Origin of the sequence: Pseudomonas nunensis (genome assembly GCF_024296925.1) — a bacterium.
Taxonomy (GTDB): Bacteria; Pseudomonadota; Gammaproteobacteria; order Pseudomonadales; family Pseudomonadaceae; genus Aquipseudomonas; species Aquipseudomonas nunensis.
Map to the genome: position 1 here is coordinate 2,396,104 of NZ_CP101125.1, position 12,731 is coordinate 2,408,834.

11 protein-coding genes are annotated in these 12,731 nt (G+C 60.7%); 2 read left to right on the top strand and 9 right to left on the bottom strand.

Annotated elements, in window-relative coordinates; genetic code table 11:
• Window positions 1-53: 53 nt before the first annotated feature.
• From NK667_RS10275 to NK667_RS10300, 6 genes are all read right to left on the bottom strand, one after another.
• On the bottom strand, window positions 54-509 hold the full coding sequence (locus NK667_RS10275) for a hypothetical protein (RefSeq protein WP_054614608.1): 456 nt from the start codon (window positions 507-509) through the stop codon (window positions 54-56).
• A gap of 194 nt (window positions 510-703) precedes the next feature.
• A complete protein-coding gene (locus NK667_RS10280; protein ID WP_054050619.1) occupies window positions 704-1,312 on the bottom strand; it encodes a LysE family translocator in 609 nt (202 codons plus the stop codon).
• A gap of 52 nt (window positions 1,313-1,364) precedes the next feature.
• Complete coding sequence (locus NK667_RS10285) at window positions 1,365-2,204, bottom strand: AraC family transcriptional regulator (RefSeq protein WP_054614609.1); 840 nt, start codon at window positions 2,202-2,204, stop codon at window positions 1,365-1,367.
• A gap of 75 nt (window positions 2,205-2,279) precedes the next feature.
• Window positions 2,280-2,921, bottom strand: a complete 642-nt coding sequence (locus tag NK667_RS10290; protein ID WP_054050623.1) for a DUF1345 domain-containing protein — start codon at window positions 2,919-2,921, stop codon at window positions 2,280-2,282.
• A 184-nt stretch (window positions 2,922-3,105) separates the two neighbouring features.
• Entirely contained in the window at window positions 3,106-6,204 is a 3,099-nt protein-coding gene (locus NK667_RS10295; protein ID WP_054614610.1) for an efflux RND transporter permease subunit, read from the bottom strand.
• 14 nt (window positions 6,205-6,218) lie between these two features.
• The gene (locus NK667_RS10300) at window positions 6,219-7,376 is read right to left on the bottom strand and encodes an efflux RND transporter periplasmic adaptor subunit (RefSeq protein WP_054050627.1); all 1,158 of its coding nucleotides are present in this window, start codon (window positions 7,374-7,376) and stop codon (window positions 6,219-6,221) included.
• A gap of 296 nt (window positions 7,377-7,672) precedes the next feature.
• On the opposite strand from NK667_RS10300, the gene NK667_RS10305 reads away from it, so the two are divergent.
• Both NK667_RS10305 and NK667_RS10310 read left to right on the top strand, forming a co-directional pair.
• Window positions 7,673-8,374 carry a response regulator gene (locus NK667_RS10305; protein WP_054050629.1) on the top strand — a complete coding sequence of 234 codons (702 nt, stop codon included), beginning with the start codon at window positions 7,673-7,675 and terminating at the stop codon, window positions 8,372-8,374.
• 4 nt (window positions 8,375-8,378) lie between these two features.
• A complete protein-coding gene (locus NK667_RS10310; RefSeq protein ID WP_054614611.1) occupies window positions 8,379-9,680 on the top strand; it encodes an ATP-binding protein in 1,302 nt (433 codons plus the stop codon).
• Window positions 9,681-10,721: 1,041 nt separating this feature from the next.
• On the opposite strand, the gene pncA is transcribed toward NK667_RS10310, so the two are convergent.
• From pncA to NK667_RS10325, 3 genes are read right to left on the bottom strand one after another with little or no spacing between them, the layout of a single operon-like run.
• Complete coding sequence (gene pncA / locus NK667_RS10315) at window positions 10,722-11,363, bottom strand: bifunctional nicotinamidase/pyrazinamidase (RefSeq protein ID WP_054614612.1); 642 nt, start codon at window positions 11,361-11,363, stop codon at window positions 10,722-10,724.
• Window positions 11,364-11,413: 50 nt separating this feature from the next.
• Window positions 11,414-12,190, bottom strand: a complete 777-nt coding sequence (locus tag NK667_RS10320; protein WP_054614613.1) for an anti-sigma factor family protein — start codon at window positions 12,188-12,190, stop codon at window positions 11,414-11,416.
• A complete protein-coding gene (locus NK667_RS10325; RefSeq protein WP_082356791.1) occupies window positions 12,187-12,726 on the bottom strand; it encodes an RNA polymerase sigma factor in 540 nt (179 codons plus the stop codon). Before NK667_RS10325 ends, NK667_RS10320 begins: the two co-directional genes overlap by 4 nt.
• Between the last annotated feature and the right edge of the window lie 5 nt (window positions 12,727-12,731).

A 12,731-nucleotide genomic window follows, 5' to 3' on the forward strand; every position in this document is an offset into this window, starting at 1 on the left:
TAACTATTTAATCCGACCACTGGAACAGCCTACGCTGTTCCAGTGGTTTTTTATTACCCGGTTACTTGGAAGTTATTGATCTCCAATTCCAGGCTGGCGCGATTTCTGGGTTGTGAGCTCTCCAGCGTTGCGCTGATGCTTCCCGTGATGAGCCTGGTTTCTTTGTCCAGCGTGAAGTTAATGGTGCCGGCTGTATTCCTGTATGAAACCGGTTGTTCAGGGATCGAGTAATCTACGTATTCCACGCGCACACTGGATGTGCCTGGCAAATTATGCTCGCCATCACGTAGCGTTGCTGGAATATAGATATTGACTTGCTTGGTTGTAAAGTCCGCCGCGCGCTGATGAACCCGTACTACCCATGTCATGCCCAAAGGGTCGGGGTAAAGGGCTTCGAAAAGCGAGCGAAAATTCGCTCTGTACGGCAAGCCTCCGAGGGTGCCGACGAAGCTATCGTCAGCATGTTTCACAGTGCGAGGGGTCAAGATACGCTTAGCTACAGTGCTCATCGTCAGAATCTCCAATTTCGATAGAAGTTATTCAAAAATGAAGCAATTGCCCTTTGTCGGGGTCGTTAAATATAGGCACGGCCAGCTGTCCTCGTAAGCTGTAAAACATGCCAGTTTACAAGTGCAACATATTGTGCTCGCGTTGCCTGCGAGTTGGGTTTAAGTGTTATAGCAAAATGGCATTTGGAAACGAATTATAGAAACAGTGTCACCCAGGTCGAACATAACAGGAGAACGGCCATTATCTTATTGATTCGTCCCGCAGTTCGAGGTGATGAATATAATCTTGACGAAACCACACCGAGAACCGCCCAAGTTGCCAAAGATGGCAGCGCGATCAGAAAAAACGCCAGCGACAATACCCATACATGGGTTTGTCGATCAATATCATTACCCGCGAAAACACTGACTACCGCCAGCGCCATCATCCAGGTTTTCGGATTGACCACTTGTAATGCCATGGCGCCGATCGCTCCCAGTCTAGGTTCCTGATCGGTGGCGATCGGCTCCGAGGCGCAAGCCTTGAACAATTGCCAGGAAAGGCAACTGAGCCAGAGCACCCCGATCCATTGCAAAAGCGTTTGTGCGAAAGGAAACACCGCAAATATTCGGTTACCTCCGCTGCCTACCACAAACACAATGGTCGCCGCTCCGACACACGCGCCCAGGATAATAGGCGCCGCCGCTCTGAACCCGAAGCGCGCGCTGTTGCTCAGCACCAGAATATTGGTCGGCCCCGGCGTAATGGACGCCACAAACGCAAACAACAAAAACGGCAACAGCGTTGGGAAGGTGGACAACATGACCTTGAGCTCCAGTGAATGATCGATGGCTTCGATCTTCACAAGCCGAGGGTCACGCGTCTGGAAGATTTGAGCAACGCTTGCGATACATCGCCGGGGTCAGCCCATAGGCCCGAACAAACCAGCGCCCCAGATGACTCTGATCGGCAAACCCCAATTCCATGGCCACCGCCGCCGGTTGCAAGCCACTGGCGAGCATTCGCCGGGCTTTGGACAGACGAAGTTGCACCAGATAGGCATGGGGTGCCAGACCGTAGGCTGCCTTGAACGCGCGGGTCAGGCGGAAGCGATCCACGCCAGTGGCTGCGGCCAGTTGATCGAGGCCGATGTCGAGATGGGCATTGGCGTGCAGATACTCCCGGGCCTTTTGCGCCACCAGCGGCAGGCGCGGGTCTTCGCTGTAGCGGGTGCGCCAGTGCAGATGTCGGGTCAGGTGTTCGAGCAAACCGTCGAGAGCGGTCTGGCGCACGATTTTCAGCTCACCGCCGTGCAAGGTCTGGAACGCGAGGCTGGTGGCCTGGGCCAGTTGCGGGTCGCTGGTCAGGGTGTTGGCGAAACTCAGTTGGCTGTTGAGCGGGGCGTCTTCGAACAACTCGACCAATTCCCGCTCCAGCCAATGCGGGTCAAGGTAGAGCATGCGGTAGGTGAAACCGTCCTCGGTGGGCGCTTCACCGTCGTGGATATCGCCAGGTTCGAGCAGGAACACCTTGCCCGGCGTACTTTGATGCCGGGCCCGGCGGCAGTTGAATTGCTGCACGCCTTGCTCGGTGACGCCCACCAGGTAACTGTCGTGCCAGTGCGGGTCGTAGGCGTGGCCCTCGAAATGCGCGCGCAGGGTCTCGATGCCGGTGTCGGCGTCCTGGGCCAGGTCGATCCAGTTATGCGGGCTCATGCTGCACCTGTGAGACGGATTGCCGACTTATTTAACGCCCCGACACGGTGGATGCCTAGAACGTTTGTGCAGTGTTTAGCTGAAAAGTCCGGCGGCGATGTTGATTGAAAACCCGAGAATCGCCGTGTTGAACAGAAAACCGATCAGCGACTGCGCCAGCACAATCTTGCGAATGCCCCGGGTAGCCACGCCGACATCCGCCGTTTGCACCGCGACGCCGATGGTGAACGAGAAGTACAGGAAGTCCCAGTAATTGGGGGTGGTCAGGCCTTCGGCGAAACGCAATGCCGGTTCCTTGCCGTCCCAGGTGTAAAACAGCCGGGCATAGTGCACGCAGAAAATCACTCCGATCAACAGCCATGAGCCGATCACGGTGGCGGCGGTGAAGGCGTAATGCAGCAGTTTGCGCGAAGTCTCCAGGTCTTTGCTGCCCGCCAGTTCGAAGGTAATAGTCGCGAGGCTGGCGATTGCCGCGATACACACCACGAACAACACCAGCCCGGCGTTTTCGTCTTCGACCTCGGCGATGCGCTTGACGTCCGGGGCCTTGGCGCGGGCCGCAAGCCAGAACATCAGGATCAGGTAAGTCCAGACCCCGGCGTTCCAGCCGATGAGGATTTTGCTGATGATCGAATCGGCCGGAGCCAGAATGCCCACCGCGATGCCGAGCGTGGCAGCGGCGGACAGGCGAGGGTGGGTGCGGGCGAGGAGGGGCATGGAGGCTCGATGGGTCAGGGTTTTGAATACCTTAGCCCAGCGGGGTGGGTTGTGACCACAAAGCTGAAAACGCGCGCCCTTGTAGGAGCGAGGCTTGCCCGCGAAAGCGGTGTGTCAGTCAACATGAATGCTGACTGACACGGCCTCTTCGCGGGCAAGCCTCGCTCCTACAGGGGATCGGTGATCAGATGTCTTTATGGCGCTTGCCCACCAGTTTCATCACCACCACAAAGAACACCGGCACAAACAGCACCGCCAGGGTCGCGGTGATCATCCCGCCGATCACCCCGGTGCCGATGGCTTGCTGGCTCGCCGAGCTGGCCCCGGTGGCGATCGCCAACGGCACCACACCAAGAATGAACGCCAGCGAGGTCATGACAATTGGCCGCAACCGCAGGCGCGCGGCTTGCAGTGTGGCGTCGATCAGGTCGTGGCCTTCGTCATACAGGCTCTTGGCGAATTCTATGATCAGAATCGCGTTCTTCGCCGACAAGCCGATGATGGTGATCAGCCCGACCTTGAAGAACACATCGTTGGGCATCCCGCGTAACGTCACCGCCAGTACCGCGCCGAGCACGCCGAGCGGCACCACCAGCAACACCGAGGTCGGAATCGACCAGCTCTCATACAGCGCCGCCAGGCACAGGAACACGATCAGCAGCGACAAGCCAAGCAGAATTGGCGCCTGACTGCCGGACAAACGCTCCTGCAGCGACAAACCGGTCCATTCCTGGCCCAAGCCCGCCGGGCCTTGCGCTACCAGCCGTTCGATTTCCGCCATGGCTTCACCGGTGCTGTGGCCCGGTTTCGGTTCGCCGGAAATGCTGATCGCCGGATAGCCGTTGTAGCGAGTCAACTGCGCCGGGCCCTGGGTCCACTTGGCTTGGACGAAGGCCGACAACGGCACCATTTTTCCGGCGCTGTTGCGCACATTGATCTTCAGCAGATCTTCGACCTGACTGCGTTGATCGCCTTCGGCCTGCACCACCACGCGCTGCATCCGCCCCTGGTTGGGAAAGTCATTGATGTAGGCCGAACCCACAGCCGTGGACAACACGCTGCCGACATCGGCAAACGAAACGCCCAAGGCATTCGCCTGTTTACGGTCGACTTCCAGTTGCACCTGCGGCGCTTCGGCCAGGGCGCTTTCGCGCACGTTCATCAGGATCGGACTTTTCTCCGCCGCTTCCAGCAATTGCGTGCGCGCCTGCATCAGCGTGGCATGTCCGAGGCCGCCACGATCCTGCAAGCGAAACTCGAAACCGCTTGAGGTGCCGAGGCCATCAACCGGTGGCGGCAACACGGCAAACACCATCGCATCCTTGATCTGGCTCAGGGCAATATTGGCGCGGTCGGCAATCGAGCTGGCGGAGTCATCGCTGCTGCGCTCGGACCAATCCTTCAACGTGGTAAACGCCAACGCTGCGTTCTGCCCGCTGCCGGAGAAGCTGAAACCGAGAATCACCGTGCTGTCGCCAACGCCGGGTTCCTTGGCGTTGTGCTTTTCGATCTGCTCGACCACTTGCACCGTGCGGTTCTTGCTCGCGCCGGGTGGCAACTGAACATCGGTGATGGTGTAACCCTGGTCTTCCACCGGCAGGAACGAGGAGGGCAGGCGACTGAAACACAGGCCCAACCCGATCAGCAGCACGCCGTAGATCAGCAGGTAACGCCCGGTGCGTTTCAGCGCATAGGCGACCCAGCCCTGATAACGCACGGTCAGTTGTTCGAAACGACGGTTGAACCAGCCGAAGAAACCGCGCTTTTCGTGATGCTCACCTTTGGCGATCGGTTTGAGCAACGTCGCGCAAAGTGCCGGGGTCAAGGTCAACGCAAGGAACGCCGAGAACAGGATCGAGGTGGCCATCGACAGCGAGAACTGCTTGTAGATGACCCCGACCGAACCCTGCATGAACGCCATCGGAATAAACACCGCCACCAACACCAGGGTGATGCCGATGATTGCGCCGGTAATCTGCTTCATCGCCTTGCGCGTGGCCTCTTTGGGCGACAGGCCCTCGGAAACCATGATCCGCTCGACGTTCTCCACCACCACAATCGCGTCGTCCACCAGAATGCCGATGGCCAGCACCATGCCGAACATGGTCAGCACGTTGATCGAGAAACCCAGCGCGAGCATGGTTGCGAAGGTGCCCATCAGCGCCACCGGCACCACCAAGGTCGGGATCAGTGTGTAGCGGATGTTTTGCAGGAACAGGAACATCACAGCAAACACCAGCAACATCGCCTCGCCGAGGGTGTAGACCACTTTGGTGATCGAGACCTTCACGAACGGCGACGTGTCGTAGGGGATCTTGTATTCGACGTTGGCCGGGAAGTAGCGCGCCAGTTCATCCATCTTCGCTCGCACGGCGGTGGCGGTGCTCAGGGCGTTGGCGCCCGGCGACAGTTGCACACCGACGGCGGTGGACGGCTTGCCGTTCAGGCGGGTGCCGAATTGATATTCCTGACTGCCGATCTCGACCCGCGCCACATCCTTGATGCGCACGGTGGAACCGTCGGCATTGGCCTTGAGCACAATGTCGGCGAACTCTTCCGGCGTCGACAACTGACCTTTGACCACGATGGTCGCGGTGATTTCCTGAGTGCTGCGGGTCGGCAAGTCGCCGATGCTGCCGGCAGACACCTGGGCGTTCTGCGCGACGATGGCGGCGTTGACATCGGCCGGCGTGAGGTTGAAGCCGATCAGCTTGCGCGGGTCGATCCAGATCCGCATGGCCCGTTCGGCGCCATACAGTTGCGCTTTACCGACGCCGTCCAGGCGCTTGATTTCGTTCATTACGTTGCGCGCCAGGTAATCGCTGAGCGCCACGTCGTCGAGCTTGCCGTCGCTGGAGGTCAGGGTGATCAGCAACAGGAAGCCGGAAGAGACTTTCTCCACCGACAACCCTTGCTGGTTCACCGCTTGGGGCAGGCGCGATTCGATGACTTTCAGGCGGTTTTGCACATCCACCTGGGCCATTTCCGGGTTGGTGCCCGGTTGAAATGTAGCCTTGATGGTCGCGCTGCCGAGGCTGCTCTGGGACTCGAAATACAGCAGGTGATCGGCGCCGTTGAGCTCTTCCTCGATCAGGCTGACCACGCTTTCGTCGATGGTCTGTGCCGAGGCGCCGGGGTACGTGGCGTTGATCTCGATCTGCGGCGGCGCGACGTCGGGGTACTGCGCCACCGGCAACTGCGGAATGGCCAGGGCACCGGCCAGCAGGATGAACAACGCGACCACCCAGGCGAACACCGGGCGGTCGATAAAGAACTGCGGCATAAAAAGCGTCCTGCTTACTGACCAGAAACCTGGGCAAGTGGAAGAGGGGTGTCGTCGATCTGGACTTTCTCGCCGGGCTTGGCGTGTTGCAGGCCTTCAGTGACGATACGGTCGCCGGGTTTGAGACCGCCGCTGACGATCCAGCGATCGTTCTGCACTGCGCCCAATTGCACCGGTTGCAGGCCTACACGCTGATCGGCGTCGAGCAGCAGCACCTGGGCAACCCCGGCGCTGTCACGCTGGATCGCCCGTTGCGGCACGCTGATGCCTTGCTGGTTGACCCCTTGCTCGATGCGCACCCGCACGAAACTGCCGGGCAGCAAATCGAGGTCCGGGTTGGGGAATTCGCTGCGCAGGATGATCTGCCCGGTGCCCGGGTCCACGGAAATCTCTGCGAACAGCAGCTTGCCCGGCAGCGGGTACAGGCTGCCGTCGTCCTGGATCAACGTGGCCTTGGCCTGATCCTGACCGACTTGTTGCAATTGCCCGGAACGGAACGCCCGGCGCAGGTCGTTGAGTTCACGGGTCGACTGGGTCAGGTCGGCGTGGATCGGGTTCAACTGCTGGATCAATGCCAGCGGCGTGGTTTCGTTCTGCCCGACCAGCGCGCCTTCGGTGACCAGGGCACGACCGACGCGCCCGGAAATCGGCGCGGTAACGGTGGCGTAACCCAGATTCAACTTGGCCCGCGCCACAGCAGCCTTGTTGGCGGACACTTCGGCAGCGGTTTGCCGGGCATTGGCCCGGGCGTTGTCGTAGTCCTGGCCGCTGATGGCGTTGCCTTCGATCAACTGCGAATAACGCTGCTCTTGCAGCTTGGCCTGGAACGCATTGGCCTCGGCCTTGCGCAACGCAGCTTCGGCGCTGTCCAGATCAGCCTTGAACGGTGCCGGGTCGATGCGGAACAGCACGTCGCCCTGCTTCACGTCGCTGCCTTCGCGGAAGGTACGTTGCAACACGACGCCGGCCACCCGAGCGCGGACTTCGGCAATCCTTGGCGCGGCGATGCGCCCGCTCAGTTCGCTGGAGATCGACAGAGGTCGCGCTTCGATGGTTTCGACCCGTACCGTGGCCAGTGGCGCGGCTTCTTCGGCGGTCGAAGACTTGTCACAAGCGCTCAGTGTCAACGCCAGTGCAAGCAGGCTGAGCGTGGCAAGCAGATTCTTTGACATGTAGTTACCCCAATAATGACCCCCAGCATCCTACGGGGAGGCGACGAGGGTAGCGGTGAAGCTTTGTAGGCGCTGTGTGAAATTGTGTAAGGGTTTTACTCTTAGACGTACGAGGGCGTATATCCTTTGGCGCTTGATTACTTTTGCGACTGTTATGCCGCTTTCGCGAGCAAGCCCGCTCCCACAGTTGATCGGCGCTGTTCACAAAATCTGTGTTCACAGCAAATCCATTGTGGGAGCGGGCTTGCTCGCGAAAGCGGTCTACCAAACGCCACCGCACTTTTTGGAAACACCCCATGCCCAACATCCTCCTGGTCGAAGACGACACCGCGCTCTCCGAACTGATCGCCAGCTACCTGGAACGCAATGGCTACTGCGTCAGCGTAATCAGCCGCGGCGATCATGTGCGCGAACGCGCGCGGGTCAATCCGCCGGACCTGGTGATCCTCGACCTGATGCTGCCGGGGCTCGATGGCCTGCAAGTCTGTCGCTTGCTCAGGGCCGATTCGGCCACGCTGCCGATCCTGATGCTCACCGCCCGCGACGACAGCCACGACCAGGTGTTGGGCCTGGAAATGGGCGCCGATGACTACGTGACCAAACCCTGCGAGCCGCGCGTGCTGCTGGCTCGGGTGCGCACCTTGTTACGCCGCAGCAGCCTCGGCGAACCGCAGACCGCCAACGATCGCATCCTGATGGGCAACCTGTGCATCGACCTGTCCGAGCGCACCGTGACCTGGCGCGATCAATTGGTCGAACTGTCCAGCGGCGAATACAACCTGCTGGTGGTATTGGCCCGGCACGCCGGCGAAGTGCTGAGCCGCGACCAGATCCTGCAACGCCTGCGCGGCATCGAATTCAACGGCACCGACCGCTCGGTGGACGTGGCGATTTCCAAGCTGCGTCGCAAGTTTGACGACCACGCCGGCGAGGCGCGCAAGATCAAGACTGTGTGGGGCAAGGGCTACCTGTTCAGCCGCTCCGAGTGGGAATGCTGAGTCGATGTTCAGAATCCTCTTTCGCCTGTACCTGGTGACGATCGTTTCCTACAGCGCGGCGATCTATCTGGTGCCGGACGTGGTGATCAAGCTGTTCCATGAACGCTTTGTCACCTACAACCTCGATTATTCCCGTGGCTTGCAAACCCTGATCGTCAAACAGTTTCACGCGGTGCCAGAGACGCAGTGGCCGGCGCTGGCGGCGGAAATGGACAAGGAATTCCAGCCCCTGCACATCGTGCTGGCGGGCAAGGATGACGCCGACTTCACCCTCGATGAGCGTGAACGTTTGCAGCGCGGCGAGAATGTCGTGCGTATCGGTGACTGGGGCTGGCGCACCTTGGCGGTGGCGCCGCTGAACGAGCGGACAGTGGTGCAAATGGTGGTGCCGCCGGACCCGCTGGACGTCAATCTGTTGTACTGGAGCATTAACGTACTGATCGGCGCGACCATGCTCGCGTGCCTGTTGATATGGCTGCGCCCGCACTGGCGCGATCTCGAACGCCTGAAAGGCACTGCCGAACGTTTCGGCAAAGGTCATTTGAGCGAGCGCACGCAGATCTCCCAAAAATCGAACATCGGCAGCCTGGCCAACGTGTTCGACACCATGGCCGGCGACATCGAGAACCTGCTCAACCAGCAGCGCGACTTGCTTAACGCCGTGTCCCACGAACTGCGCACGCCGCTGACTCGCCTGGATTTCGGCCTGGCCCTGGCGCTGTCCGATGACATGCCGACACCGAGCCGCGAACGCCTGCAAGGCTTGGTGGCGCATATTCGTGAGCTGGATGAATTGGTGCTGGAATTGCTGTCCTATAGCCGCCTGCAAAATCCGGCGCGCCTGCCGGAGCGGGTTGAAGTGTCGCTGGATGAGTTTATCGACAGTATTTTGGGCAGTGTCGATGAAGAACTGGAATCGCCCGACATCGTGATTGATGTGCTGCTGCATGGTCAGCTCGAGCGTTTCACCCTTGATCCGCGTTTGACCGCGCGTGCGTTGCAGAACCTGCTGCGCAACGCGATGCGCTATTGCGAAAAGCGCATTCAGATTGGCGTGCAGGTGTGCCCGAAGGGCTGTGAGATTTGGGTGGATGACGACGGGATCGGTATTCCGGAGGATGAGCGCGAGCGCATATTCGAGCCGTTTTATCGACTGGATCGGAGCCGGGATCGCGCCACGGGTGGCTTCGGCCTCGGGCTAGCCATCAGCCGCCGCGCCCTCGAAGCCCAAGGCGGAACGCTGACAGTGGAAGCGTCGCCGCTGGGTGGCGCGCGGTTCAGGTTGTGGTTGCCGACACCTGCCTGACACAGCACGCTCATCGCTTCTGTAGCAGCTGGCGAAGCCTGCGTTCGGCTGCGCAGCAGTCGCCAAACCTGAGCACACGGTCTTCCTGAAGCACCGCGCCGCATGATTTTACGACTGCTTCGCAGCCGAACGCAGGCTTCGCCAGCTGCTACAGATCGTGGGGTGTCAGGCGAGTATCGCCGTGTTGTGTATTAGCCGCCGTGCTCCGGAAGCGCAGGGCGGGACGCTGACGGTTGAGGCTTCGCCGTTGGGTGGCGCGCGGTTCAGGTTGTGGTTGCCGACACCTGCCTGACACAGCACGCTCATCGCTTCTGTAGCAGCTGGCGAAGCCTGCGTTCGGCTGCGCAGCAGTCGCCAAACCTGAGTTCACGGTCTTCCTGAAGCACCGCGCCGCATGATTTTACGACTGCTTCGCAGCCGAACGCAGGCTTCGCCAGCTGCTACAGATCGTGGGGTGTCAGGCGAGTATCGCCGTGTTGTGTATTAGCCGCCGTGCTCAGGAAGCGCGGGGCGGGACGCTGACGGTTGAGGCTTCGCCGTTGGGCGGGGCGCGGTTTCGGTTGTGGTTGCCTACGCCGGGTTGAAACAGCACGCTCATCGCTTTTGTAGCAGCTGGCGAAGCCTGCGTTCGGCTGCGCAGCAGTCGCCAAACCTGAGCACACGGTCTTCCTGAAGCACCGCGCCGCATGATTTTACGACTGCTTCGCAGCCGAACGCAGGCTTCGCCAGCTGCTACAGATCGTGGGGTGTCAGGCGAGTATCGCCGTGTTGTGTATTAGCCGCCGTGCTCAGGAAGCGCGGGGCGGGACGCTGACGGTTGAGGCTTCGCCGTTGGGCGGGGCGCGGTTTCGGTTGTGGTTGCCTACGCCGGGTTGAAACAGCACGCTCATCGCTTCTGTAGCAGCTGGCGAAGCCTGCGTTCGGCTGCGCAGCAGTCGCCAAACCTGAGTTCACGGTCTTCCTGAAGCACCGCGCCGCATGATTTTACGACTGCTTCGCAGCCGAACGCAGGCTTCGCCAGCTGCTACAGATCGTGGGGTGTCAGGCGAGTATCGCCGGGGATTGAATCAATCCAACCCCAGCCACCTGCATCCGCTCAATCGCCGCCGCCAGCGAGCCATCCAGATCAATCGCCCGGCAGGCATCCAGCACCACAAACGCATTGAACCCCGCCGCACGCGCATCCAGCGCAGAAAACATCACGCAGAAATCCAGCGCCAGGCCGACCAGGTAAACCGTGTCGATGCCGCGCTCCTTCAAATAGCCGGCCAACCCCGTGGTGGTGGTTCGATCCGCCTCCAGAAACGCCGAATAACTGTCGATATCCGGATTGCAGCCCTTGCGGATGATCAGTTGCGCATGGGACAAATCCAGCTCCGTATGCAATTCGGCACCGTGGGTGCCGCGCACACAATGCTCCGGCCACAGCGTCTGCGCGCCGTAGGGCAGTTGAATCACGTCGTAGGGTTTGCGATTCGGGTGGCTGGAGGCAAACGAGGCGTGCCCCGCCGGGTGCCAGTCCTGGGCAATGACCACTTGATTGAACTGGCCTCCGAGGCGATTGATCAAGGGTACGATCACGTCGCCTTCGGGGACCGCCAGTTGGCCGCCGGGGATGAAGTCGTTCTGCACGTCGATCACCAGCAGGGCCGTGCGGGAAGGGTGAAGCGATGGATGTGACATGGTTGGGTTCCTCCTTGGAAGTCAGGTGCCAAGCATAGTGAGGATTCCCGTCATGCGCTAAGCCGACCTCTCAAAACCCTCGCCATGTCCTCAAGATCCGCCACAGAGCTGTGCCCGATCAGCATCCATGCATGTTCCGTATCCGCCCAGTACACAACGTTCATCTCGTGCCGGCGCTCATGGGCAAACGGCCGGCTGCCTTTGTTGGAGCGGGTGACGCACAGCGCCATTGGGCCGTGGGTCGGGTCGAGGTAGGTGATCTGGGCGATGGGCACGCCGTCGTATTCGAGAATTTGCGCGCGCTTGAGCTCCAGGCGCGGCAAGGTCAGTTTTGCCGGCGCGAGGTTCAGGCCCAAACGGCTGTCGATGGTGCGCAGTTGCGCGCGCTGTGTGGACTCGTCGCTGGGCAAGTGTTCAAGGGTTTGCGGCACGTAGAGCGACATATAGTCGGCCACCAACCCACGCCAGTTGCTTTTCTGCTGGCTCATCTGCCAGCCGAGGAACAACCGGTCCGCCACCACACTGCTGACTACCAGACCGGCCGCCGCCGCCAGAAACCAGCGTCGGTTCAAGGCCGGACGAGCAGGGCTGGGCAAAGTGTCGAGCATCGCTTGCAAGCGATCCAGCGGCGCTTGCTGGCCCAATTCGTCGTAGGCCGCTTTGAACGGCAGGTTGCTGCGAGCCAGCCATTGCAGTCGCAGGTTGAGCGCCGGGTCATCGTTGATGGCGGCGTCAATGAGGGTGCGCTGCTCGGCGTCGAGCTGGTCGTCGAGGTAGGCCACCAACTGTTCATCCGACGGTATTGTCGGTCGTGAGTGGTCGTTCATCGACGCTCTCCCGTGGTTGGGTTCGGTACAGCATGCAGGGGCGGGTACTCCGCGAGCTTCAGGCGCGCGGTGGCCAGTCGGCTCATGACCGTGCCGATGGGCACCTGCAGCACATCGGCCACTTCGCGGTAGGACAAGCCTTCGACGTAGGCCAGGTACACCGTTTCACGCTGGGTTTCGGGCAGCGCATCGACCCGCCGGATCACCTGCGCGGCCAGCACATGGGTTTGCGCCGCGTGTTCACCGTCGAATGACAGCGCCTCGTCGGCGTTCACCAGGCCCTGGCCCAGACGCACGCGCCGGGCTCGCACTTCATTCAGCCAGATCGAGTGCAAGATACTCAGCAGCCAGCGGTCCATGCGGGTGCCGGGCTCGTATTGCCCGGCCCGTTCCAGCGCTCGCACGCAAGTGGCCTGCACCAAATCCTCGGCCACATGCCGTTGCCGGGACAGCAGCAAGCCGTAGCGCCATAACCGCGCCAGATGCTGGCCCAACTCTGCTCGTATTGCCTGATCGCTGGCGATAGCGACCTCCATCCATT

What these genes read in the sequence shown, in the direction of transcription:
- NK667_RS10310 (WP_054614611.1), top strand. Translation starts at nt 8,379, where the DNA reads ATGTTCAGAATCCTCTTTCGCCTGTACCTGGTGACGATCGTTTCCTAC.
- NK667_RS10285 (WP_054614609.1), bottom strand. Translation starts at nt 2,204, where the DNA reads ATGAGCCCGCATAACTGGATCGACCTGGCCCAGGACGCCGACACCGGC.
- NK667_RS10300 (WP_054050627.1), bottom strand. Translation starts at nt 7,376, where the DNA reads ATGTCAAAGAATCTGCTTGCCACGCTCAGCCTGCTTGCACTGGCGTTG.
- pncA (WP_054614612.1), bottom strand. Translation starts at nt 11,363, where the DNA reads ATGTCACATCCATCGCTTCACCCTTCCCGCACGGCCCTGCTGGTGATC.
- NK667_RS10290 (WP_054050623.1), bottom strand. Translation starts at nt 2,921, where the DNA reads ATGCCCCTCCTCGCCCGCACCCACCCTCGCCTGTCCGCCGCTGCCACG.
- NK667_RS10275 (WP_054614608.1), bottom strand. Translation starts at nt 509, where the DNA reads ATGAGCACTGTAGCTAAGCGTATCTTGACCCCTCGCACTGTGAAACAT.
- NK667_RS10305 (WP_054050629.1), top strand. Translation starts at nt 7,673, where the DNA reads ATGCCCAACATCCTCCTGGTCGAAGACGACACCGCGCTCTCCGAACTG.
- NK667_RS10325 (WP_082356791.1), bottom strand. Translation starts at nt 12,726, where the DNA reads ATGGAGGTCGCTATCGCCAGCGATCAGGCAATACGAGCAGAGTTGGGC.
- NK667_RS10320 (WP_054614613.1), bottom strand. Translation starts at nt 12,190, where the DNA reads ATGAACGACCACTCACGACCGACAATACCGTCGGATGAACAGTTGGTG.
- NK667_RS10280 (WP_054050619.1), bottom strand. Translation starts at nt 1,312, where the DNA reads ATGTTGTCCACCTTCCCAACGCTGTTGCCGTTTTTGTTGTTTGCGTTT.
- NK667_RS10295 (WP_054614610.1), bottom strand. Translation starts at nt 6,204, where the DNA reads ATGCCGCAGTTCTTTATCGACCGCCCGGTGTTCGCCTGGGTGGTCGCG.